18 protein-coding genes and 4 pseudogenes are annotated in these 22,363 nt (G+C 70.0%); 16 read left to right on the forward strand and 6 right to left on the reverse strand.

Going from position 1 to position 22,363, the window contains the following annotated elements:
• Positions 1–114: 114 nt before the first annotated feature.
• From SMIR_RS44880 to SMIR_RS06815, 10 genes and pseudogenes are all read left to right on the forward strand, one after another.
• Positions 115–306 (forward strand): annotated as a pseudogene (locus SMIR_RS44880) (MarR family transcriptional regulator); the annotation flags it as partial.
• A gap of 104 nt (positions 307–410) precedes the next feature.
• Positions 411–482: pseudogene (locus SMIR_RS44885) on the forward strand (hypothetical protein); the annotation flags it as partial.
• Positions 483–555: 73 nt separating this feature from the next.
• Positions 556–990, forward strand: a pseudogene (locus SMIR_RS06780) (ROK family protein); the annotation flags it as partial.
• A 789-nt stretch (positions 991–1,779) separates the two neighbouring features.
• A pseudogene (locus tag SMIR_RS43375) lies at positions 1,780–2,426 on the forward strand (NAD(P)-dependent oxidoreductase).
• 120 nt (positions 2,427–2,546) lie between these two features.
• A complete protein-coding gene (locus SMIR_RS06790) occupies positions 2,547–3,635 on the forward strand; it encodes a LacI family DNA-binding transcriptional regulator (RefSeq protein ID WP_168496830.1) in 1,089 nt (362 codons plus the stop codon).
• A 375-nt stretch (positions 3,636–4,010) separates the two neighbouring features.
• A complete protein-coding gene (locus SMIR_RS06795) occupies positions 4,011–5,342 on the forward strand; it encodes an ABC transporter substrate-binding protein (RefSeq protein WP_168496828.1) in 1,332 nt (443 codons plus the stop codon).
• 11 nt (positions 5,343–5,353) lie between these two features.
• Positions 5,354–6,238 (forward strand): carbohydrate ABC transporter permease, encoded by an 885-nt coding sequence (locus tag SMIR_RS06800; RefSeq protein WP_168496826.1) that lies wholly within the window; start codon positions 5,354–5,356, stop codon positions 6,236–6,238.
• Entirely contained in the window at positions 6,238–7,164 is a 927-nt protein-coding gene (locus SMIR_RS06805) for a carbohydrate ABC transporter permease (protein WP_168496823.1), read from the forward strand. The genes SMIR_RS06800 and SMIR_RS06805 overlap by 1 nt, the downstream gene beginning before the upstream one ends.
• Positions 7,161–8,771, forward strand: a complete 1,611-nt coding sequence (locus tag SMIR_RS06810) for a glycoside hydrolase family 43 protein (protein WP_168496821.1) — start codon at positions 7,161–7,163, stop codon at positions 8,769–8,771. The genes SMIR_RS06805 and SMIR_RS06810 overlap by 4 nt, the downstream gene beginning before the upstream one ends.
• Positions 8,772–8,963: 192 nt before the next feature.
• Complete coding sequence (locus tag SMIR_RS06815; RefSeq protein ID WP_212726754.1) at positions 8,964–10,052, forward strand: LacI family DNA-binding transcriptional regulator; 1,089 nt, start codon at positions 8,964–8,966, stop codon at positions 10,050–10,052.
• Between the two features lie 84 nt (positions 10,053–10,136).
• Here SMIR_RS06815 and SMIR_RS06820 read toward each other — a convergent pair whose 3' ends face one another.
• Together SMIR_RS06820 and SMIR_RS06825 are read right to left on the reverse strand one after the other, a co-directional pair.
• Complete coding sequence (locus tag SMIR_RS06820) at positions 10,137–10,463, reverse strand: hypothetical protein (protein ID WP_168496817.1); 327 nt, start codon at positions 10,461–10,463, stop codon at positions 10,137–10,139.
• Between the two features lie 146 nt (positions 10,464–10,609).
• Positions 10,610–11,101, reverse strand: a complete 492-nt coding sequence (locus tag SMIR_RS06825; protein WP_212726755.1) for an SRPBCC family protein — start codon at positions 11,099–11,101, stop codon at positions 10,610–10,612.
• Positions 11,102–11,683: 582 nt separating this feature from the next.
• Here SMIR_RS06825 and SMIR_RS44275 point away from each other — a divergent pair.
• Together SMIR_RS44275 and SMIR_RS06830 are read left to right on the forward strand one after the other, a co-directional pair.
• Complete coding sequence (locus SMIR_RS44275) at positions 11,684–12,364, forward strand: sulfatase-like hydrolase/transferase (protein WP_283959553.1); 681 nt, start codon at positions 11,684–11,686, stop codon at positions 12,362–12,364.
• A complete protein-coding gene (locus tag SMIR_RS06830) occupies positions 12,259–13,923 on the forward strand; it encodes a sulfatase-like hydrolase/transferase (protein ID WP_283959584.1) in 1,665 nt (554 codons plus the stop codon). Before SMIR_RS44275 ends, SMIR_RS06830 begins: the two co-directional genes overlap by 106 nt.
• A 10-nt stretch (positions 13,924–13,933) precedes the next feature.
• On the opposite strand, the gene SMIR_RS06835 is transcribed toward SMIR_RS06830, so the two are convergent.
• On the reverse strand, positions 13,934–14,479 hold the full coding sequence (locus SMIR_RS06835) for a ThuA domain-containing protein (RefSeq protein ID WP_248003180.1): 546 nt from the start codon (positions 14,477–14,479) through the stop codon (positions 13,934–13,936).
• A gap of 159 nt (positions 14,480–14,638) precedes the next feature.
• On the opposite strand from SMIR_RS06835, the gene SMIR_RS06840 reads away from it, so the two are divergent.
• Positions 14,639–15,043, forward strand: coding sequence for a VOC family protein (locus tag SMIR_RS06840; protein WP_168496811.1), 405 nt, complete (start codon positions 14,639–14,641; stop codon positions 15,041–15,043).
• On the opposite strand, the gene SMIR_RS06845 is transcribed toward SMIR_RS06840, so the two are convergent.
• Both SMIR_RS06845 and SMIR_RS06850 read right to left on the reverse strand, forming a co-directional pair.
• Positions 15,026–15,712, reverse strand: coding sequence for a helix-turn-helix transcriptional regulator (locus SMIR_RS06845; RefSeq protein ID WP_168496809.1), 687 nt, complete (start codon positions 15,710–15,712; stop codon positions 15,026–15,028). The two genes, SMIR_RS06840 and SMIR_RS06845, sit on opposite strands and share 18 nt — an antisense overlap.
• 10 nt (positions 15,713–15,722) lie before the next feature.
• Positions 15,723–16,658: an AraC family transcriptional regulator gene (locus tag SMIR_RS06850; protein WP_168496807.1), complete on the reverse strand. Its 936-nt coding sequence runs from the start codon at positions 16,656–16,658 to the stop codon at positions 15,723–15,725.
• 103 nt (positions 16,659–16,761) lie between these two features.
• Here SMIR_RS06850 and SMIR_RS06855 point away from each other — a divergent pair, with 103 nt between their 5' ends.
• A complete protein-coding gene (locus tag SMIR_RS06855) occupies positions 16,762–17,613 on the forward strand; it encodes an NAD(P)H-binding protein (protein ID WP_211118839.1) in 852 nt (283 codons plus the stop codon).
• A gap of 122 nt (positions 17,614–17,735) precedes the next feature.
• Here SMIR_RS06855 and SMIR_RS06860 read toward each other — a convergent pair whose 3' ends face one another.
• Positions 17,736–18,896 carry a YihY/virulence factor BrkB family protein gene (locus SMIR_RS06860; protein WP_168496805.1) on the reverse strand — a complete coding sequence of 387 codons (1,161 nt, stop codon included), beginning with the start codon at positions 18,894–18,896 and terminating at the stop codon, positions 17,736–17,738.
• Positions 18,897–18,913: 17 nt separating this feature from the next.
• Here SMIR_RS06860 and SMIR_RS06865 point away from each other — a divergent pair, with 17 nt between their 5' ends.
• Positions 18,914–20,548 (forward strand): acyl-CoA dehydrogenase family protein, encoded by a 1,635-nt coding sequence (locus SMIR_RS06865; RefSeq protein ID WP_168496803.1) that lies wholly within the window; start codon positions 18,914–18,916, stop codon positions 20,546–20,548.
• A gap of 372 nt (positions 20,549–20,920) precedes the next feature.
• Positions 20,921–22,327: a GAF domain-containing protein gene (locus tag SMIR_RS06870; protein ID WP_212726756.1), complete on the forward strand. Its 1,407-nt coding sequence runs from the start codon at positions 20,921–20,923 to the stop codon at positions 22,325–22,327.
• The last annotated feature ends 36 nt before the right edge of the window (positions 22,328–22,363 follow it).

The raw sequence follows: 22,363 nt of genomic DNA on the forward strand, positions 1-22,363 counted from the left end.
GGGCCGATTGGCTTAGCAACCGGTTGTTATGCGGTGGGGCAGAGCTTCTTCCTGCCCGGAAACCGCGTCAAGAGTCTTGACGAGTTTTCGAAAACAATGGGTACCCTCAGCGACATGAGCCGGACGGCCGTAGCGTCGCTGTGCAGCCTGCGGCGGTCGAACGAAGAGCAGATCACCGCCCTGCTTCTCGCCCAAGGCCCCTTGCATGGAGCCGAGTTGGCATGTCAGGCAGGGGTGTCCCGGACCACGGTTTCGACGATCGTGGGCAAGCTGGTGGAACGCGGCCTGATCACCACGGCGGACGAGGAGCCTGACGGTTCTCTCGACGCCCGCACCGGAAACCGGTTGTTCGCCAATCCGCGGGCTGCCGTGGGGGCGTGGCCGAGGCCCGCTGGGGCGCCGACCGAGGCGTGGCGAATCTGCTCCATTTCGTCCTGTCCAGCAGCATCGGCTCCGGGCCGATCCTCGACGGGCCGCTATATCGCGGGGCGGTCGGCGCCGCTGGCGAGCTGGGCCACGTGTCGGTGAACATCGACGGGCCGCGCCCGGTGCGGCAACCGGGGCTGCCTGGTGCTGCAGGCCGGCCTCCCCGCCGTGCTCGCGGCGCTGCTGACGGTCTTCGGCGAGGACACGGGCCCGGCGGAGATGCCGGCCCGCACCGCGGACGGGGACCGCACGGGCGAGAAGGTGTTCACCGACGTGGGCACCGTGGTCGGCCGGGCGCTCGCCAACCTGTGCAATCTGCTCCCTCCCGAGCGCATCGTCGTGGGCGGCGAGCAGTCCCGCGCGGGCGAGGTGCCGCTCGACCCGATGCGCGACGCGATCCGCTGCCACGCCCTGCCCCTTGCCCGTGAAGTGGACCTCGTACCGGCCGAGTTGGGGCTCGGCGTGCACATCGGGGCGCTGCGCGGCGCCGCGCTCGTCCTCAGCGAGACACCCGACCTGGCCGCGGCCCTCAACCGCATGGCCGGGAAGGGCAGGACCGCCTGACGCTCACCGCAGCCGCGCCCCTGCGCCGCATCCCCGCGGACCTCTGCGAGCATCCGGAGAGCACGGCCGTCGTCACGGACTTCGCGCAGAGCAACCGAACCACTGGACCGCCGCACCAGGCGATGCGGCCGAACTGCTCAGCCGCTGAACCGCTGAACCGCTGACGACCGGGAACACCAAGTAACCGCTTTCGCTCCAGAATCGCATCAGGGGCCCCATTAGCGGCACAGGCATGGACCGCCCGAAGTTCGCGCGATCCCCGGTCATGCCGCCTCACCCTGCCTCGACAAGGGCGCATACGGCCGGTCGGTTCACCGGCATCCGTACTCAGCTCTCCGTCCCGCACGATTGACCCGCCCTTCCTGCCGGATCTACGGTAGAAGGCGCTTTCTGAAAATGTTTCCCCAGCGTCTCAGGAGAGTCATGTCAAGCGCCCATCCACCAAGGGCCGTGTTCGCCATGGATCCGGTGCACCTGCCTCTGCTCTTTCCTCCGCCACTCCTGGCACGGCTCCAGCAGACGGCCGACCTCGACCCCGCGCTCGTCGTCCAGGACTTCACCGATCCGTCGGCGGCGGACGCGTTGTCCCGGGCCGAGGTACTGATCACCGGGTGGGGCTGCCCCCACCTCGACGCGGAGGTCCTGGCCGCGGCGCCCCGGCTGCGCACCGTCCTGCACGCCGCGGGCTCCGTCCGCTCGCTGGTCGGCGAGGCTCTGTGGCAGAGCGGAGTCACCGTCGCCAGCGCGGTGACCGGCAACGCGCTGCCGGTCGCGGAGTACACGCTCGCCATGATCCTTCTCTGTGGAAAGGACACCTTCGCGCACCGCGAGCGCTTCCGGGGCACCCATGCCTACCCCTCCCCCACCGAGACCGCGGACACCGGCAATCTCGGCCGCCGGGTGGGGATCATCGGCGCCTCACGCGTGGGCCGCCGGCTGCTGGAACTGCTGCGGCCGTTCGACCTCGCCGTCTCGCTGTACGACCCCTACGTGGGCGCTACCGAAGCGGCCGCACTGGGGGCCGAACCGCTGTCGCTGGAGGACCTGTTGCACACCAGCGACATCGTCAGCCTGCACGCCCCCGACATCCCCGAGACCCACGCATGCTCGACCGCGACCGGCTCGCCCTCATCAGGGACGGCGGCGTCCTGATCAACACCTCCCGCGGAGCCCTGGTCGACCCGGACGCGCTCACGGACCAGCTGCTCTCCGGCCGACTGAGCGCGGTGCTGGACGTCACCGAACCCGAGCCACTGCCCATCGGATCCCCGCTGTACGGCCTGCCCAACGTCTTCCTCACCCCACACATCGCCGGCTCGCTCGGCAACGAGCTGGCACGCCTCGGCGGCATCGTCGTCGAGGAGCTGGAACGCCTGGCCGCGGGCCTGCCGCCGGCCCACGAGGTGCGTCACGCGGATCTGACTCATGTCGCCTGAGTCCCGCACCTACGACCCGCCTTACCTCGAAGTAACGATGGGATACGGTTTCGGCACCGGCAGGGGGCGTCCCCCCGGCACGTCCGGTCAAGGAGTCGCTACGGCGAAGGAGCCACTACGGTGAGTCAGCGCAAGGCATCGGGCGACGCCGGCCGGGCCACCATCCGGGACGTGGCGGAAAGGGCGGGTGTCTCCGTCGCCAGCGTGTCGCGCGTCCTGTCCGGCAACTATCCGGTCTCGGACGAACTGCGCCGACGCGTGATGAAGGTCGTACGGGACCTGGACTACGTCACCAACGCCCACGCCCGCTCCCTCGCCGGCGGCGGCACGCCCACGGTGGCCATCCTCATCAACAACATCACCGGTGCCGCGTTCGCGCACGTGGCCAAGGGAGTCGAGGGTGCCGCCTCGCTGCGCGGCTGGCTCTCGCTGGTCGGCACTACCGGGGACGACCCGGAGCGGGAACTCGCGCTGGTGAACCTCATGCGCCAGCAGGGCGTTGCCGCGGTGATCCTGCTCGGCGGCGCGTACGACTTCGACGAGTACCAGCTGAGAATGGCCCGGTTCGCCCGCTCCCTCGACGCGGCGGGCTCGCATCTCGTGCTGGTAGGCAGGCCTCCGTTGGAGGGCGACGTGCCGGCCACGACGGTCGACTACGACAACGAGGGCGGCGCCTACGCCATGGCCAGCCACCTCCTGTCCGCGGGCCATCGCCGCGTCCTGGTGCTGCCGGGCCCTGCTGAACTCACCACGGCACAGGGACGGTTGAGAGGCGCTCAGCGAGCCTTCGAGGCGTACGGCGCGCCCTTCGATCCGGGCCTGGTGCTGCACGGCCCGTACGACTACGAGCACGGGTACGACGCGGTCGAGGAGGGCCTGCAGCGAGGACTCGACTTCACGGCGGTGCTCGCGGGGACCGACGTGGTCGCCGCGGGTGCCATGCAGGCCCTGCGCGCGGCCGGGATGAGGGTGCCCGAGGACGTCTCGATCGTCGGCTACGACGACATCCCCCTGGCCTCCCAGCTCACTCCGCAGCTGACGACCGTGCATGTCCCGTACGAGGAGATGGGCCGCGTCGCACTGCGCGCGGTGGCCGACCGGCGAGAGGGCGGCGCCGGCCGCCGCAAGGGCGGCGACGGCGAGCACTTGGTACTGGGTACACATGTCGTCGTACGGCGCTCCGTCCAGCCACCCGCTCAGCGGGCTTAGCGTGTTTCACAGCAACGTTACGTAAGCGTTTTCGCTGCGCCTTTCGCGGCTCGCCAAAGGCGTTCACAGCGCCGACAGAGGACCGCCCGATCCCCGGCGAAGCACCTCTGACCTGCATGCTTTCTCTCTCGCATCGGCGCGTGCGAGGGCAGCCGACATAACCGCCCAGACAACCCGCCGTAACAATCTTCGGCAGACCTCTTGCTTAGGGCTGACCGCTCGGCCTACCGTCCACAGCAACCGCTTACTACCGCTTCTGCTTGGCCGACCCCCACAACCGCGAGCCGACGGTTTTCCGGCCGCCGTTTCCTGGCCAACACGGAGCCGCCGTCCTCTCGTTCTGAGAACGCCAATCTCCCGAAGGATCACGGTCAGATGAACTCCATCAGCCCCCGCAGAAGAGTCGTCCACGCCGCAGTCGCGGGTCTCGCGCTGACCGGCCTGCTCACCGCGTGTGGTGGATCCGGCTCCGGAGACTCGTCCTCCTCCGGTCCGGTCACCCTCCCCTTCTGGGGCTGGGCCAACGGCCAGGAAGCCGTCGTCAAGGCCTTCAATGCAAGCCACAAGGACATCAAGCTCAAGTACACGAAGGTCACCGACCAGCTGACCATGCAGAAGCAGCTGACCAACGCCGTCAAGGCCGGTAACGCACCCTGCCTGGTGCAGAACACCGCCGAGTACGTGACCACATGGGTTTCGCAGGGTGCGCTCGCCGACATCACCAAGTACGTCGGGTCCAGCAAGGACAAGTTCAACGCCGGCGCCTGGGCCGGTGCCCAGGTACAGGGCAAGGTCTTCGGCGTTCCCACCAGCTCCGCGCCCGCCTTCACCATCTACCGCACCGACGTCTTCCAGAAGTACGGCCTGAAGGCGCCGGCGACCTGGGACGACTTCATCACCGCCGGCAAGGTACTGAAGAAGCACGGCATCAAGGTCACCAACTACGCCGGTGAGGACCCGAGCACGCTTGAGGTGCTCGCGATGCAGGCCGGGGCGCACTGGTACAGCATCGACGGCAACGCGTGGAAGGTGAACTTCCAGGACGCGGGCACCCTCAAGGCCGCGCAGACGATCCAGGAGATCATCGACAACGACCTGAACTCCAAGCTCTCCTTCGCCGACTACGCAGCCGTGCAGCGCAACTACGACAACGGCGGCACCGCTACCCGGCAGATCTCGACCTGGCAGATGGCCGGCATGGTGCAGAACTTCACCAAGTCCAACGGAAAGTGGGCGCTGGCGCCGTGGCCGACGTTCAAGGGTGAGGCGGCAAAGACCCCGGCCGGAACCAACCAGAGCGGCGGACTGACCCTGGTCACCAAGCAGTGCAAGAACCAGCAGCAGGCGGCCGAGGCGGCTCTGTGGATGTCCACCGACACCGGCGCGGTCAAGACGATGGCAAGCCCGACCACCGGCAACGGCGTCATGCCCGCGCTGGCCGACAGCGACTCGTACGTCGGCGAGGCGATCTCCGACAAGCTGCTCGGGGACAGCTACGCGCCGGGCAAGAAGGTCGTGACGGACAGCCTGGGCACGGTCACCAGCGACTGGACCTTCGGCCCCGACTGGACCGCGATGTTCACGGAGATGCAGAGCGGCTGGGCCAAGGTCATCAACAAGGACCAGAAGGTCACCGACCTGCTGGCCCACATGCAGGAGTGGACGGTGGGCGACCTCAAGTCCCGCGGCATCAGCGTCAAGAACTGAGGCATCCCCGCATGATCCGCTCCCAGCGCTGGAAGGGTGCCGCCTTCACGGTGCCCTTCCAGCTCGGCTTCGTCTTCCTGTACCTCGTCCCGATCGGCTACGCCGTCTACCAGTCCCTGTTCCTGGAACAGCAGTCCGGACTCGGCCTCGGCGGCGCGACGGAGAAGTTCGTCGGACTGGACAACTACCAGCACGGCCTTACCGATTCGACGTTCATGAACTCCGTACTGCGGGTGTTCCTGTTCGCTTGTGTCCAAATCCCGGTGATGCTCGCCGTCAGCCTGCTGCTCGCCCTCCTGCTGGACACGCTCACCGCACGGGCGGCCGGCAGGTTCCGGATCCTGCTGCTGGTCCCGTACATGATCCCCGGGGTGGTCGCCGCCATCGTGTGGATCAACCTCTACAGCCCCGCTGTGGGCCCGCTGACATCGCTGGGCGATTTCTTCGGGTTCCACTGGAACTTCTTCGCGCCCTCGATGGTCTGGCCGTCCATCGGCAACCTGCTCACCTGGCACGGCATCGGCTACAACATGGTCATCATCTACTCGGCGCTCCAGGGTGTGCCCCGCGACCTATTCGAGGCCGCGCGCCTGGACGGCGCCTCCGAGGTGCGCATAGCGCGGAGCATCAAGATCCCGTACGTGCGCGGAGCCCTGGTGCTGACCGGCCTGCTGTCCATCATCCAGATGCTGCAGATCTTCAACGAGCCCGCGCTGTTCAGGAACGTCACGCCGCAGACGGTCGACGACAGCTTCACCCCGATCATGATCATCTACAACCAGGCGTTCAACGCCGGCAACTACCACTACGCCGCGGCCCTGTCGGTGCTACTCGCTCTCATCCTCGGCGTCGCCTCCTTCCTCTTCTACCGGTTCACTTCGAAGGAGGTCGACTGATGATGCTGACGGAGCCTCGGAGCGAAGACAGCACCGAGCGGCCCCCCGCCCGTCCCGTCCGGCGGCTCACCCGCCCCGACGGCGCCTCCCGCGGGCGGGGCGGCCAGCGCTTCCTGCTGGTCGGTCTGATCCTGGCCAGCGCCTACAGCCTCTTCCCGGTGTGGTGGCTGATCGTCGCTGCCACCAAGGACCGCACCGGGCTGTACCAGAGCAACGGCCTGTGGTTCTCCGGCATGCACCTATGGGACAACCTGCACCAGCTGTTCACCTACGAGGACGGCATCTTCCTGCGCTGGACCGCCAACTCCTTCCTGTACGCGGGAGTCGGCTCCCTCGGCGGCACCCTCATCGCCCTCGCCACCGGATACGGCCTGGCCCGGTTCGAGTTCCCCGGGCGCAATGTGGTGTTCGCCTGCGTCGTGGGCTCCTTCCTGATCCCGCTCGCCCTGCTCACCCTCCCGCTGTACCTGCTGTTCTCGAAGATCGGGCTGGTCGACACCCCGTGGGCGATGCTCATCCCCTGTCTGATCAACCCGTTCAGCGTGTACCTGGCCAAGGTCTACACCGAGGCCACGATCCCCTTCGAACTCCTCGAGGCGGCCCGCCTGGACGGCGCCGGGGAGCTGCGGATCTTCTTCAGCATCGTTCTGCGAATGATGACGACGGGCGGCGCCACCGTGTTCCTGCTCGCCTTCGTGAACACCTGGAACGCGTTCTTCCTCCCGCTGACCGTGCTGCGCGGCGAGGACAACTGGACCCTCAACATCGGCCTGTACAACTGGACCGGCAAGCGGCTGGAGTCCGGCGTCGACCTGACGAGCCTCGTCCTGACCGGCGCACTGCTGTCCATCGTACCGATGGCGATCATGATGACCGCGATGCGCCGCTACTGGCGGTCCGGCGTCACCCTGGGAGCCCTCAAATGACCGAGCCCCGGACCGTGGCGCGCAACCCCGTCATCCGTGGCTTCGCCCCGGACCCCTCGCTGGTCAGGGTCGGCGAGTGGTACTACGTGGCCACCAGCTCGTTCGAGTGGTTCCCCACCCTCCCCATCCACCGGTCCCGGGACCTGGCGCACTGGGAGTACGCGGGGCATGTGCGGGGCGCGGTCCCGGGGGACTCCCTGGCCGGGGTTCCCGACTCGGGCGGCATCTGGGCGCCGTCGCTGAGCTGGGACGGCGAACGGTTCTGGATGGTCTACTCGATCGTGCGCTCGGTTGGCACCGCCTACTTCGACCTGGACACCTACGTCACCACCGCCACCGAAGTGGACGGGAAGTGGACAGCTCCGCGCCGGGTCGCGAGCCACGGCTTCGACCCGGCCCTCTTCCACCACGAGGGACGCCTGTGGCTGCTCAACATGCAGAGCGACCACCGTCCCGGGGGGCAGCGCTTCGCCGGGATCGTCCTGACCGAGTTCGACCGCGACACGCTCACCCCGGTCGGCGAGACGCATCTGCTGCTCCAGCACGACCGGCTCATCGAGGGCCCCAAGCTGCTGAGGCGGGAGGGCTGGTACTACCTCGTACTCGCGGAGGGCGGCACGGGATTCGAGCACGGGGTCCTGATGGCCCGCAGCCGTGCCCTCACCGGGCCGTACGAGCTCGACAGCCTGCCCTTGCTGACGACGCGGGACGATCCTGAAGTGCCGTTGCAGAAGGCCGGGCACGCGGAGCTGGTCGAGACGCCGGAGGGCGAGTGGTTCCTGAGCCATCTGGCGGCCCGTCCGCTGCGGACCGCGGACGGCCCGCGTTGCACTCTCGGCCGTGAGACCGCGATCCAGGCCGTGACCTGGAACGCCGACGGCTGGCCCCGCCTGCGCCAGGGGGGCTGGCACCCCGCGGTCGAGGTCGACGTACCCGCCCGTCCCGGCACCCGGCCGTCGCCGCCCGCCACCGAGGTCCCCACCTTGTCCTGGCCGTGGAGCACGCTGCGCGAGTACGCGGATCCTTCCTGGGCCGACACCACCGGCCGCCCCGGCTGGATCCGGCTGCGCGGCCGTCAGGGCCCCGAGTCACTGTGGTCCCAGAGCCTGCTCGCCCAGCGCATCACCGAGCACCGGGTGGAGGCCGAGGTCACCGTCGAGGCCTCTCCCCGCACCTTCACCCAGGCCGCCGGCCTGGTGCTCTGGTACAACACAGAGTCCTGTCTCACGCTCGACCTCACCTGGGCCGAGCCCGCGGGCGAGCCACAGCGCGGCCAGCAGTGGCAGGGCATCGGCCGCACCGTGCTCAGCCTCCAGGAACGGGATCTCGAGGGTCCCCGGCAGGTGGCCACGCCGGTCGACGTCGACGCGGGAACCCCGGTCACCCTGGGCGTGCACATCGACGGCGCCGACGCGCAGTTCTGGTTCCTTCGGGACGGGGTGCGCACCCCGATCGGACCGCCGCTCGACTTCAGCCGCCTGTCCGACGACTACGGATCCCGGCTGCGTTTCACCGGCGCGTTCGCCGGCATCCGCGCCCATGACCTCGTCGATGCCGCCTTCACCGCCGACTTCAGCGGCTTCCGGCTCATGTGCACGCTCGGGTGACCTCCAGCCGGCGTTCGATGTTTCGAAAGTTTTGATCAGCGTGATCCTGCGAATACCGGACTCTTCACGCCCCCATGGAGGCGGGCTTAATGTAGGAAGCGCTTACCATGCGTCGCTTGGTTCCCTTTGCGCGAGCAGCGCGACGCGAAACTTTCGGATGGCCCTCGGGCGGGCCGGAGAGGCGGTTTCTCGATGGCCCGTACCGGGAGCGGGAGCACGACGGCCGGACCCACCTTGGCGGTCGTCGCCCGCGAGGCCGGGGTGTCCGTGCCCACGGCGTCGAAGGTCGTCAACGGCCGGGAGGACGTGGCCCCGGAGACCCGCCGCCGGGTTACCGAGGCCCTCGACCGCCTCGGCTATGTGCGCAGACCCCGCTTCGAGACGTCGAAGGCACCCGGCCTGGTCGACCTCGTGGTGCACTCGCTGGACAGCTCCTGGTCGGGTGCGGTGCTGCACGGTGTGGAGGGGGCGGCGCACGACGCGGGCCTGGAGGTGGTGGTCTCGGCGGGGCTGACCCGGACGAGGGACGGGCGCCCCGAACCGGGCTGGCTGGACAAGCTCACCACCCGCGGTTCGTCAGGGGTGTTGTTCAACCTGGCCGAGCTGACGCCGTCGCAGTACGCCTGGCTCGACCAGCGCCGCATCCCGTTCGTGATGATCGATCCGGTCCACGAACCGCCGCCGGGCGTCGTGTCGGTGGGCGCGGCGAACTGGCAGGGCGGCCTGCTGGCGACGGAGCACCTGCTGTCCCTGGGCCATGAGCGCATCGCCGTCATCGGCGGCTACCGCCGCAAGATGTGCGGCAGCGCCCGGGTCGCCGGCTACCGCTCGGCCCTCGCCTCGGCCGGCCTGCGGTATCGCCCCGCGTACATCCGCTATGGCAACTTCGACGAGACCGGCGCCCACCACCGCATGCTGGAGCTCCTCGACCTCCCCGAACCGCCCACCGCCGTCTTCGTCTGCTCCGACAAGATGGCGCTCGGCGCCTACCAGGCCCTGACTGAGCGGAAGTTGAACGTCCCGGACGACATCAGCGTGGTCGGTTTCGACGACCTTCCCGAGTCGCGCTGGGCCACCCCGGCCCTCACCACCGTGCGCCAGCCGCTCTCCGAGATGGCCGCGACGGCACTGCGCCTGCTCGTGCGGATGATGGCGGGCGAGCAACCCGAGGGCACCCGTACGGAGTTGTCGACGCGTCTGGTGGAACGGGCGAGTACGGGGCCGGTACCGGCCGTCGGCCGAGGGCGAACTCAACGACCCCTTGACCTCCCCCGCTCATGAGGCGCATCGCGGACGTGCGGACGCACCGGATTCCGGCACGGGCGGCAGCCGTCGCCGCCGAGCGGGGCGGCTGCGAGTCGCGACTCAGTCGCCACCGTCCAGCAGCCAGCGCAACTCGATCTCGAACCAATGACTTTCGTGGCGCCACGTGTCCAAGGCGGTCACGAGCCGGCGACTCAAGGCGCCGGCCGTCAGTGAGCGCCACCGGCATCCGGCGAGAAACGCGACGAGCGCTCCGATCCGCTCGTCATGACGGGCCACTGGCACCACGTCGGCCACTCCGCGTCCGTCGATCGCGGCGAGCGCGCGACGGCTGAGCATTTCCGGGGTGAACCTTCGCCACGCGTACGGGCTCAGCGCCTCGCTCACCGCGCGCACGCGCGCGTCGTCCGAAGAAGCCAGTGGCACCATCTCGACCTCCCGAACCCTACGTCACACGGAGTGGCATATCGCGCATATCGTATGTTGGTGACCTCACCCGTCTCCATGTCCGCGGTCACAGAGCGAGGCGGGTCACACACCACTGCTCCGGTGATCGCGGGGCCGGGGGTCCGGCGTCAGTCGCTGACGTGGACGCGGATGACGCGCAGGGTGCGGCGTTGTACGAGTCCGATGACCGGGCCACCGTCCCACGCCAACGGGGTCATCAGCGGGCGCACCTCGATGGCCATCGTCCAGGTGAGACGCGAGCCGGCGGGCGTGGGCTCGACGATCCAGTCCTCCGCCCCGCGCCGGAGGCCGGGAAGGGATGCCTCGACGACCCCGAAGATACAGCGCTGTGTCCTTCGTCCCAGCGGAAGAAACCGCTCACGGGCGGTGAACACTCCCAGCAGCGTGACTTCACGTACCGTCCCGACCCCGAACGGACGCGACGAATCCCAGCGCAGACCGGTGAACACGGGCACCCAGCGGACCAGTGCTTCGCCGGTCAGTGCCTCCCAGATACGCTCGGCGGAGGCCGTGGTCTCCACGGAGTGCGCATAGCGGAAGGGCGCGGAATTCAGAAATGCGTCTCCGCTCTCGGCGAGCGGATACCAATGCCGAGCCATGAACACCATTGCGCCCTCTCCGGTGCGGGCTGCGCATGCGGGAGATCCCGGGATCAGGACGAGGGCCGCGATGACCGAGCGGGGTCCGCTGTGCGCAGCGAACACGCCTGCTGGGTCCGCTCGTTGGACACACCGGTTTCACTCCCGGCCGCACCGGTGGCAGCCGCCCCGCCGACGATCTAGCATGAATACCGTGAGGTATGCGCTGCGGGCGGGCAGCCGGACCGCGCTCGATTCCGTCGCACATGACCGGAAAACGCATGCCCCCGCGATTTCACACGACGGAATTCTGGTCCGTGATCCGCGACTTTATTTGAGCACATGCATGTCGCGGAACAGCCCGCATACGGCCAACCCCATGTGCCGGAAGTCGTCGACGCGGTCCCGTACAAGCGTGCCGCTCCGCCGGGTACGGGTGCGCCTGCCGAACCGCTCAGCGATTCGGCGGGAAGGAGGACAGGCACCATGCCGATAGACGAGTACAAGCCAGGAAGTGCGTTCCCCGGAGTGATCGGGCGGACCGCGGATACGTCGAGTCCTGCATGGCCCGAGCCGGCGAGAGCGGTGCCGGGATCACCCAACGTGCTGACGATCGTGCTCGACGACACGGGCTACGGGCAACTCGGCTGCTACGGCAGCCCGATGCAGACGCCCAGCCTCGACGGGCTGGCCGCCGGCGGACTGCTCTACAACAACATGCACACCACGGCACTGTGCTCGCCGTCGCGTTCGTGCATCATCACCGGCCGCAACCACCACGCCAACGGCATGGCGGCGGTCACCGAGATGGCCACCGGGTACCCGGGCTACAACGGCAACATCCCGCTCGAGAACGGGTTCCTGTCCGAGATGCTGCTGCAGCACGGATACAACACGTACATGCTCGGCAAGTGGCATCTGATGCCCTCGGAGCAGGAGTCTCCCGCCGGCCCTTACGACCGCTGGCCGCTCGGTCGCGGATTCGAGCGCTTCTACGGATTCCTCGGCGGCGACACCAACCAGTGGTATCCGGAGCTGGTGTATGACAACCACCAGGTTGATCCCCCCGCCTCGCCGGAGCAGGGCTACCACCTCAGCGCGGACCTGGCGGACAAGGCGATGATCTTCATCTCCGACGCCAAACAGGTCGCCCCCGACAAACCGTTCTTCCTGCACTTCTGCACCGGCGCCACCCCACCCACGCACCGCACCACGTCCCGCGGGAGTGGGCGGATCGCTACCGGGGGCAGTTCGACGAGGGCTGGGACGCCTACCGTGAGGTGACGTTCGCCAACCAGAAGCGGCTGGGCGTCGCACCGCCCGACGCCGTGCTCTCACGCCACGACCCGGACGTCCCGGACTGGGACTCCCTGTCCCCTGACGCCCGGCGCCTCGCCGCGCGCATGATGGAGGTCTACGCCGGATTCCTCTCCCACACCGACCATCAGATAGGGCGGCTGCTGGAGTTCCTCCGGGACACCGCCGAACTCGACAACACCCTGATCATGGTGGTCTCCGACAACGGGGCCAGCCCGGAGGGCGGGGTCGCGGGGACCACCAACGAGGCGCAGTTCTTCAACAACGCGCCCGAACCGATCGAGGACAGCCTCCGGGCGATCGACGAACTCGGTGGCCCGACCACGTTCAACCACTACCCCTGGGGCTGGACCTGGGCAGGCGACACCCCGTTCCGGCGCTGGAAGCGGGAGACCTACCGCGGCGGCGTCAGTGACCCGTTCCTCGTCCACTGGCCGCGTGGCATCAAGGCCCGCGGAGAGGTGCGTACCCAGTACGCACACCTCGTGGACATGGTCCCCACTGTGCTCGACATCCTCGGGTTCGAGCCGCCCGACACCATCAAGGGCGTCACCCAGTCACCCCTGCACGGCGTCAGCTTCGCCCACACCTTCGACGACGCGGCCGCGCCGACGCGCCACCGCACCCAGTACTTCGAGATGCTCGGACACCGCGCCATCGACCACGACGGCTGGCGCGCCGTGTGCCCCTGGCCGGGCCCCTCCTTCACCGAGGCCAGCCAGCCGTTCGGCACGCCCATCAGCAACGAGAAACTCTCCGAACTGGACGCCGACTCGTGGGAGCTCTACCACATCGACGAGGACTTCACGGAGACCCATGACGTCGCCGCGGACCACCGTGCCAAGGCCATCGAGATGGTTTCCCTGTGGTACGTGGAAGCCGGCAAATACGGTGTGCTGCCGATCGACGGGAGCACCCTCGCGCGGATGTCCGTGGAACGCCCGCAGATCACCAAGGGGCGCACCAGCTACACCTTCCGGCCCGGCACCGAAACCCTGCCGTCCTCCGTCGCTCCTCGGGTGCTCAACCGTCCGCACAGCATCACCGCCGACGCGGAGATCCCCGCCGACGGCGCCGAAGGCGTACTGATGAGCCAAGGGTCGATGGCCGGCGGCTGGAGCTTCTACATCAAGGACGGCAAGCTGACGTACGTCCACAACTACGTCTCCCGGAACCTCTACACCGTGTCCTCCACGGACCCGGTGCCCGCGGGCCGTCATGAACTGCGCTTCGAGTTCGAGCCGTCCGGCAAGCCCGACATCGCCGCCGGCAAGGGCGCGCCGGGGCGTGCCCAGCTCTACGTCGACCGCCGCCTCGTCGGCGAGGCCGACTTCCCGGTGACCACCCCCGTCATGTTCAACCCCGGCGGTCTGACCTGCGGCGCCAACCCCGGCCAGCCGGTCACGGGCGACTACCGGCCCCCTTTCCGGTTCACCGGCACGCTCCACACCGTGACCATCGACCTGTCGGGAGAGCTCATCACCGACGCGGACAGCGAGATGCGTATGCACATGGCCCGGCAGTAGACCTCCGCTCTCAGCGGTTGGCGGCCCAGCTGATGCCGCCGAGCAGATGCGCACGGAAGTCCGGGTCCTCGAACGCCTCCGAGGCATGCCCGAGCGCGGTGTAGAAGACCCGGCCCGCGCCCTTTTCCCGGCACCACACGAGGGGATGGTCCCGGCCCATGCCGCCGCCCTCGTAGGAGGATTCGTCGGCGGAGGCGAGGACGCGGACCGCACCGCGCGGGCTGGTCCGGAAGTCGTACCACTCGTCGGTGAACTCCCAGACGGGTGGCAGGTGTCCGGTCGCCGGATGTCCGCGATCCTCGACGACGGCCTTGCCCGGCTGGTACTCAGGGTGCCGGTCGAAGCGCGCGCCGAGGAGTTCGCCGTAGTACGGCCAGTCGACGAGTTCCGGTGCGACCTGCAACGCGCGTACACGTGCGTCGAGTTCGGCCCGGCTCGGCACGGCAACCGACGCCGACGAGTCCGCCCCGGTCCCGGCCCCCGCCTCGGCGATGAACACGCCCACCGCGAGGAAGGCCGCTGCCGCGAACGCCATGACGACCACCGGTCCCGTCATGTGCCGGCCACATCCGCACTCCGGCCCGCTGCGGGTTGTGCGGCGGATGGATCACGGGCACGGTCGGCCCGGTGAGGTCGGTTCCGGTCGATGCGCCCCGGAGGGACTCTGTCCGATTCGTTCAAGACCCGCTTCCCGCCCCCTGCCTACGGTGTCCCCATGACTCCACGATTCGCCGTGATCGGCCTGGTCGCCTCCGACATGGCCGCCACGCTCGCCTTCTACCGCCGCCTCGGCCTCGTCTTCCCCGAGGGCGCCGAGGACCAGCCGCACGTCGAGGCCGAACTGCCCGGTGGGTCCCGGCTGGCGATCGACACCGAGGAGACGATCCGTTCGTTCCACGCGGGGTGGCGACCGCCGGCCGACGGGGGCGGCCGGATGTCGCTCGCCTTCGGCTGCGCGGGCCCGGCGGAGGTCGACTCCGTCTACGAGGACCTGGTCGGCGCCGGGTACCACGGCGAGCTCAAACCGTGGGACGCGTTCTGGGGGATGCGATACGCGGTCGTGCACGACCCGGACGGCAATGGCGTCGATCTGTTCGCGCCGCTACCCGCGCGCGAGTAGTTCCCCCAGCGGCATGCCCGCCAACTCCCTTACGTCCCGGGCCAGATGGGCCTGGTCGGCGAAGCCGGAGCGGGCCGCCGTCTCCGCGAAGGGGACCCCGGTGCGCGCGAGGGCGAGCGCCCGCTGCAGGCGCAGGACGCGGGCGAGGGTCTTGGGGCCGTAGCCGAAGGCGGTCAGCGAGCGGCGGTGCAACTGACGTGCGCTCAGGCCGAGTCCGTCGGCCGTCGCCGCGATCGACCGGCCCGCGTCCAGGGCCGTCACGACCTCCCGCAGCAGCGGGTCGGGAGGATCGGTGGCAGCCGCCCGGTCCAGCGCCACCTGCTCCAGCGCGGTGACCGGGTCGGCGGCCGCGGCGACCCGCGCGGTGCGGCGCCGGACCTCCGAAGCGGGCCACAGGTCCGCCAGGTCGACGCGCAGGTCGCGGAGTTCGTGGGCGGCTACGCCGAGAAACGTCGGCCCCGTGCCGGGGTAGAAACGGACGCCCGCCCAGTGCCCGGCCGCGTCCCCGGGAACGTACGCCTGGGTGTCGGGCCCGGCGACGAGCAGTCGCCCCTCGTGCCAGAGCAGGTCCATGCAGCCGTCGGGAAGCACGGCCCCCACCGTGGAACCGGACGTTCCACGGGACCACACGACGGCGCCCGCCAACCGGGAAGCCCGCTCCACGTACACGTACGTCAGGCTACGCCGCCCGCGTCCGGTGCTCCTGCGGGCTGACCCCGTACACCCGTTTGAAGGCGCTGGACAGGGCGAACGCGCTGCCGTAGCCGACGTGACGGGCGATCGCCTCAAGGGTGTCGTCCGTTTCGCGCAGCCGGTCGGCGGCGAGGGCGAGGCGCCAGCCGGTGAGGTACGCCATCGGGGGCTCGCCCACGAGTTCGCTGAAGCGGCGGGCCAGCGCGGCCCTGGACACCCCGGCCTTCGCGGCGAGCGTCGCCACGGTCCAGGGGTGTGCCGGGTCGTCCTGGACGAGCCGCAGCACCCGGCCGACGACGGGGTCCGCGAGCGCCCGGTACCAGGCGGGGGCGGCGGCCTCCGGGCGGGAGAACCAGGCGCGCAGCGCGGCGATCATGAGGAGGTCGAGGAGCCGGTCCAGGACCACTTCCTGGCCCGGCTCGTCGCGGACGATCTCCTCGGTGAGGATCGCGGTGAGCGGACAGTCCCACACGTCCTGGGTGAGGGAGAGCAGCGGCGGCAGGGCGTCGAGCAGTCTGCCGTTGATCTCGCCCCGCATCATGTACGTCCCGATCAGCAGCACCGTGGAGCCGTCGAGCCGGTCGCCCCAGGTGCGGACGTCCAGGTCCCACTGGCCCTTCAGGGACCGCCCGTCGGGGTGGGTGCACTCGCCGCCCGGCAGGATCACCGCCTGGGGCGGGGTCCCCGGGTCGTCCGCGCAGGTGTACGGGTCCGGGCCGCGGGCGATCGCGAGGTCACCGGCCCGCAGGAACACGCGCTCCCCCGCGTCCGGCACGACGCAGGCCTCGCCGCGCACCACGAGCATGATCGTGAGAGGGGCGCGGTCCTCGACGCGTACGCACCAGGGCGGGTCGAAGCACGCACGGATCATGAAGGCGCCACGTGCCCGGGGGCCCTCCAGCAGGCCGGCGAGTGCGTCCATGGCGTCAGCGTAGACGTCTGGGGGGAAGGGACGTAGACGTCCGCTTATGGGAATGAGTTCCTCGGCGATGGGAGTCCTGCGCGGGCGGCGATTCACTGGCGGTATGACGCAGAACAGGGCACGCGAAGAGCACGTACGGGACATGACGGTGCTGGTCACGGGCGCCACGGGGCGTACCGGGCGGCGGGTGGCCGAGGCCGCGCGGACGGCGGGGCTGCGTGTGCGGGCCGCGTCCCGCGCGGCGGGGTTCGACTGGACGGACCGGTCGACGTGGGCGGACGCCCTTCGGGGTGCCGACGCGGCGTATCTCGTCCACCCCGCGGACGTCGGCTCGCCCTACGCGGCCGAGGTGGTCGGGGGTCTGGCACGGGAGGCGGTCGGGCTGGGGGTGCGGCGGCTGGTGCTGCTGTCCTCCCGGGGTGAGGAGCGGGCGCGGCCGGCCGAGGAGGCGCTGAGGGCGTCGGGCGCCGACTGGACGGTCGTTCGGGCCGCGTGGTTCGCGCAGAACTTCAGCGAGGGGCCGTTGGTGGAGGGGCTGCTCCGCGGGGAGCTGGTGTTTCCCGCCGGTGAGGTGCGGGAGCCGTTCATCGATGTCCGGGACATCGCGGACGTCGTGGTGGCCGTGCTCACAGGGGGCGACCGGTATGCCGGGCAGGAGCTCGCCGTCTCGGGGCCCCGGCTGCTGAGTTTTCGGGAGGCGGTGGGGGAGATCGCGGCGGCGACGGGGGGTGAGCTGACATATCTCCCGGTGACGGCGCGCCAGTACGGCGATCGGCTCGCCGGGTTCGGGGTGCCGGCGGAGGAGGTCGAGTTCCTCGTCGAGCTCTTCGAGAGCCTGCTCGACGGGCGCAACTCCTACCTTTCGGGGGGTGTGCGGGAGGTCCTGGGGCGGGAGCCGCGCGATTTCACTGCGTTCGCTCGGGAGGCGGCGGGGGCGGGTGTCTGGAAGGGGTAGGTTCGGGCGGAACTCCGGGGTGCGTACTTCGGGTGCGGGTGGTGGGGGTTGAGCGCGCAGTTCCCCGCGCCCCTCGGGCGGGGGCTGCGCCCCCGCATCCGGCGCCCGCTCCCCACCGGCTGCTACTCGTCCGCGCAGTGGTCGTCGTCGTGCTTGCGGGGGTGGTGGGGGCTCTTCACGTGGGTGCGGAGGCGGGAGGTCACGTCCTCCGGGGGGAGGAAGCGGGACCAGCGTTCCGGGAACTCGGAGGGCATGTCCGGATCGTCGGGGTCGGGGTCGGCAGCGCGGTGGGCGGCGGCGCGGGCGACGTACTCGGCGGCCTGCTCCTGACGCAGACGCTCGTTCGCGGCGCGGGCCGCGGCCGTGGCGGCGGCCGGCCAGACCCGGTCGATGGCTGCGTTGACCGCGGCGCCGACGAGGACGGCGAACGCGGACACACCGATCCACAGGAGGACGGCCACGGGAGCGGCGAGTGAGCCGTAGATCGTCGGGCCCTCGACCGTGCTGGTCAGATAGATACGGAGCAGGAAGCTGCCCAAGACCCACATGGCGAGGGCGACCAGTGCGCCGGGCACGTCCTCCACCCAGGGTGAGCGGACGGGCACTGACACGTGGTACAGCGTGGTCAGGAAGACGACCGAGAGCACGATGACGACAGGCCAGTACAACACCTGCACGAGCGTCGCCGACCACGGCACGATCTGCACCACCGCGTCCGGGCCCGCGACCATCAGCGGCAGCGCGATCGAGCCGATCAGCAGCGCCACGATGAACAGCAGGAACGACATCACGCGGGTCGCCACGATCCCGCGGGTGCCGTCGAGGCCGTACATCACGGTGATGGTGTCGACGAAGACGTTCACCGCGCGTGAGCCCGACCACAGGGCGAAGAGGAAACCGATGGAGATGATGTCGGGCCGGCCGCCCTTCATCACGTCGTGAAGGATCGGTTCGGCGATCTGGTGGACGCCCTTGTCGGTCAGGACCGTGCGGGAGGCCTCCAGGATGTTGGACTCCAGGCTCGCGATCGAGTGCGCGCCGGTCCAGTCGTCGACGTAGCCGAGCAGTCCGATGAGGCTCAGCAGCAGGGGCGGCACGGACAGGAGTGTGAAGAAGGCGGCCTCGGCCGCCAGCCCCAGGATCCGGTACTCCATGCAGGAGTTGACGGTGTCCTTGAGCAGCAGCCAGGCGGTCCTGCGCTTCGACACGTTCCTGTACAGCGCGCGAGCGCGGTGAAAGCGGCCCACGGGAGGCCGTTCAGGTGTTTCTTTTGCCTGGTGCACGTCCTTACCGTATCCGTATGGCAGCCAGCACCCACACCGTGACCAACCAGGCTCCGCCCCTGGTCGGATATGACGTCTTTGCCGCAGACCGGGCCCTCGTGGAGGCGGTCGACCGGCATCTTGATCCAGGGCTTCTCGACGAGGCACGCGAGGAGCTGTCGCTGCTCGGGCGCACGACGGGCTCCGCGCAGGTGCAGGAGTGGGGGGTGCTGGCCAACGAGAACCCACCGAAGCTGCGCACCCACGACCGCTACGGCAACCGCGTCGACGAGGTCGATTTCCATCCCGCCTGGCACCGACTGCTCGGCAAGGGGGTCTCGGCGGGGCTGACGGCGGCCTGGAGCCGTCCCGGCGGTCACCTCAGGCGCGCGGCCGGCTTCGTCGTGTGGTCGCAGGCCGAGGCGGGCCACGGCTGCCCGCTGTCGATGACCCACGCGGCGGTGCCCGCCCTGCGCACCGACCCGGCGCTCGCCGCCCTCTGGGAGCCGCTGCTCACGTCCACCGTCTACGACCAGGGGCTGCGGCCCGCCTCCCAGAAGGCCGGTGTGCTCTTCGGGATGGGCATGACGGAGAAGCAGGGCGGCAGTGACGTACGGGCGAACAGGACCGAGGCACGGCCGCTCGCCGAGGACGGCACGTATGAGCTGACGGGGCACAAATGGTTCTGTTCGGCGCCGATGTCGGACGGGTTCCTGGTGCTCGCGCAGGCCCCGGGCGGCCTCACCTGTTTTCTGGTGCCTCGGGTGCTGGAGGACGGGAACCGCAACGTGTTCCGCATCCAGCGGCTCAAGGACAAGCTCGGCAACAAGTCGAACGCGTCGAGCGAGGTCGAGTTCGACGGGACCTGGGCACGCCGGGTCGGGGACGAGGGACGCGGGGTGCGCACCATCATCGAGATGGTCGCGGTGACCCGGCTGGACTGTGTGCTCGGCGCCGCGGCGATCATGCGGCAGGCCGTGGCGCAGGCCGTGCACCACTGCACCTACCGGGAGGCCTTCGGCGGCAAGTTGATCGACAAGCCGCTGATGCGCAACGTGCTGGCGGACCTGGCGCTGGAGTCGGAGGCGGCGACGACACTGGCGATGCGTCTCGCGGCCGCTTACGACAACGGCGGCGAGGACGAGCGGGCGTTCCTGCGGCTCGCGGTGCCGGCCGCCAAGTACTGGGTGACCAAGCGCTGCACCTCGGTGGCGGTGGAGGCGCTGGAGTGCCTCGGCGGCAACGGGTACGTCGAGGAGTCCGGCATGCCGAGGCTGCTGCGCGAGTCGCCGCTCAACTCCATCTGGGAGGGCGCGGGCAATGTGCAGGCCCTCGACCTGCTGCGCGCGCTCCAGCGGGAGCCGCAGGCGCTGAACGCGTTCCTGCAGGAGGTGGGCCGGGCCCGAGGCGCCGACCACCGGCTCGACGGCGCGATCAAGAACCTGCTGGGCGAACTCGCCGACCTGGACGGTATCGAGGGGCGCGGGCGCAGGCTCGCGGAGCGAGTCGCGCTGGTGCTGCAGGGGTCGCTGCTCGTCCAGTACGCGCCCCCGGAGGTCGCCGACGCGTTCTGCGCCTCACGGCTGGGCGGCGACTGGGGCTCGGCCTTCGGCACCCTGCCGCACAGTCTCGATCTGGCCACGGTGGTGGAACGGGCCCGACCGGTTTCCTGAGTAGTTTGCTGAGCAGCTTCCTGAGCTGTTCCTGAGCCGGTCTCCGCACCGGGCGCGGGGGTGGTGCTGCGCCGACACGGCACCACCCCCGCTCTCTGGCCCCGTTGTGAGGAGCGCGAACGCCGCACGGGCGGCGTTGCTCAAGTTTCCGACCCCGTACGGCTGTTCGCCAGGGTTGCAGGGGGTTGCAACTTTTCCGGCCTCTGTGGCCGGACTGTGTCCCTCCGTCGGCGCCGAGCGGCACTATGAGAACAGCAGTCAGTACGGGCCCGGGTGACCGTGGCCGAAAAGGGCCGGGCAGTGGTGGGCCACAGGTGCCCCGAACCCGTCGGTCCGTCGGCCCGTCCGTCCGGGGAGGATGGGGAGGATTCCGTGGCGCACTCACCGATCGACGTGACGCGGCTCGCCGCCCTGGACGCCACCCAGGCGGCCCGTGTCCTGCGCGAGGTGCGCGACGCCACACTCTCCGGACACCCCGCCCGCCTCGCGCCACGCCCGGTGATCGAGCAGTCCTGGGAGCGCATGCTGCGCAGCGGAGTCGACCCCGACCACGACTTCCGGGCCGGGCTGCTGGTCCGCGACGAGGTCGAGCGGCGGCGCCAGACCTCACCGCTGCGGCACGTCCTGCCGGTGCTGCGCGAGGGCCTGCTCACGGTCGCGGACGTCGCGCACCACATCATGGTGGTCGCGGACGCGGAGGGCCGGGTGCTGTGGCGGGAGGGCAGCGCGTCCGTGCTGCGCAAGGCCGACGGGTTCGGCTTCGAACTCGGGGCGGACTGGCGCGAGGGCGTCGTCGGTACGAACGGTGTGGGCACCCCGCTGGTCGCCCGGCGCCCCGTGCAGGTCTTCTCCGCCGAGCACTTCGTGCGCACCCACCACTCGTGGACCTGCACCGGCGCCCCGATCACCGACCCGCGCGACGGCAGTCTGATCGGCGTCGTGGACGTGAGCGGGCCGCTGGACACCCTGCACCCGGCGACGCTCGCCCTGGTCGGCGCGGTGGCCAAACTCGCCGAGGCGCGGCTGCGCGAGCTGCACCTGACCTCGCTGGAGGGGCTGCGCGCGGTGGCGGCGCCGGTGCTCGCCCGGCTCGGCGGGCGCGCCCTCGCCGTGGACCAGGACGGCTGGACGGCCGCGGTCACCGGGATGCCGTACACCGGACGGCTCGCGCTGCCCAAAGCGCTCGTCCCCGGGCGGAGTTGGCTGCCGACGCTCGGGCTGTGCGTGGTGGAACCGCTGCCCGGCGGTTGGCTGCTGCGGGCCGCCGACGAGCCGGGGCCTCGGCGGGCCGCGCGGATCGTCCTGGACCTGGCGCACCCGCGCCGCCCCTCGGTGACCGTCTCGTCCGAAGCGGGCTCCTGGTGCCACGAACTGAGCCCCCGCCATGCCGAGTTGCTGTACCTGCTGGCCGTCCGACCCGCCGGGCGCAGCGCCTCCGGGCTCGCCGACGACCTGTTCGACGACCCCGGTCGTACGGTGACGGTGCGGGCCGAGATGTCGCGCGTACGGCGGTATCTCGGGGCTTTTCTGGAACACCGGCCGTATCGTTTCTGCGAGGCCGCGGAGGTCGAGTTGGTACTCCCGGAGGACCCCCGGGACCTGCTCCCCCACTCGACGGCGCCGGCGGTGCGCGGGGCGCGGAAACCCGGGCCCCCTTGTACCGCACCGGGGCCCGACGCGTCACCCGACCGGCCGAATATGCCCCCTGCGAGAGGCAAGGAGCGTATTTCGGGACCGTCTTCCGGGGTCCTTGACCAGGCACGTGGCTCTCTGACGTAGCATCCCTCCACAGGCCACCCCACCCGTCTCTCCGTC

The organism is Streptomyces mirabilis (genome assembly GCF_018310535.1).
Classification (GTDB): domain Bacteria; phylum Actinomycetota; class Actinomycetes; order Streptomycetales; family Streptomycetaceae; genus Streptomyces.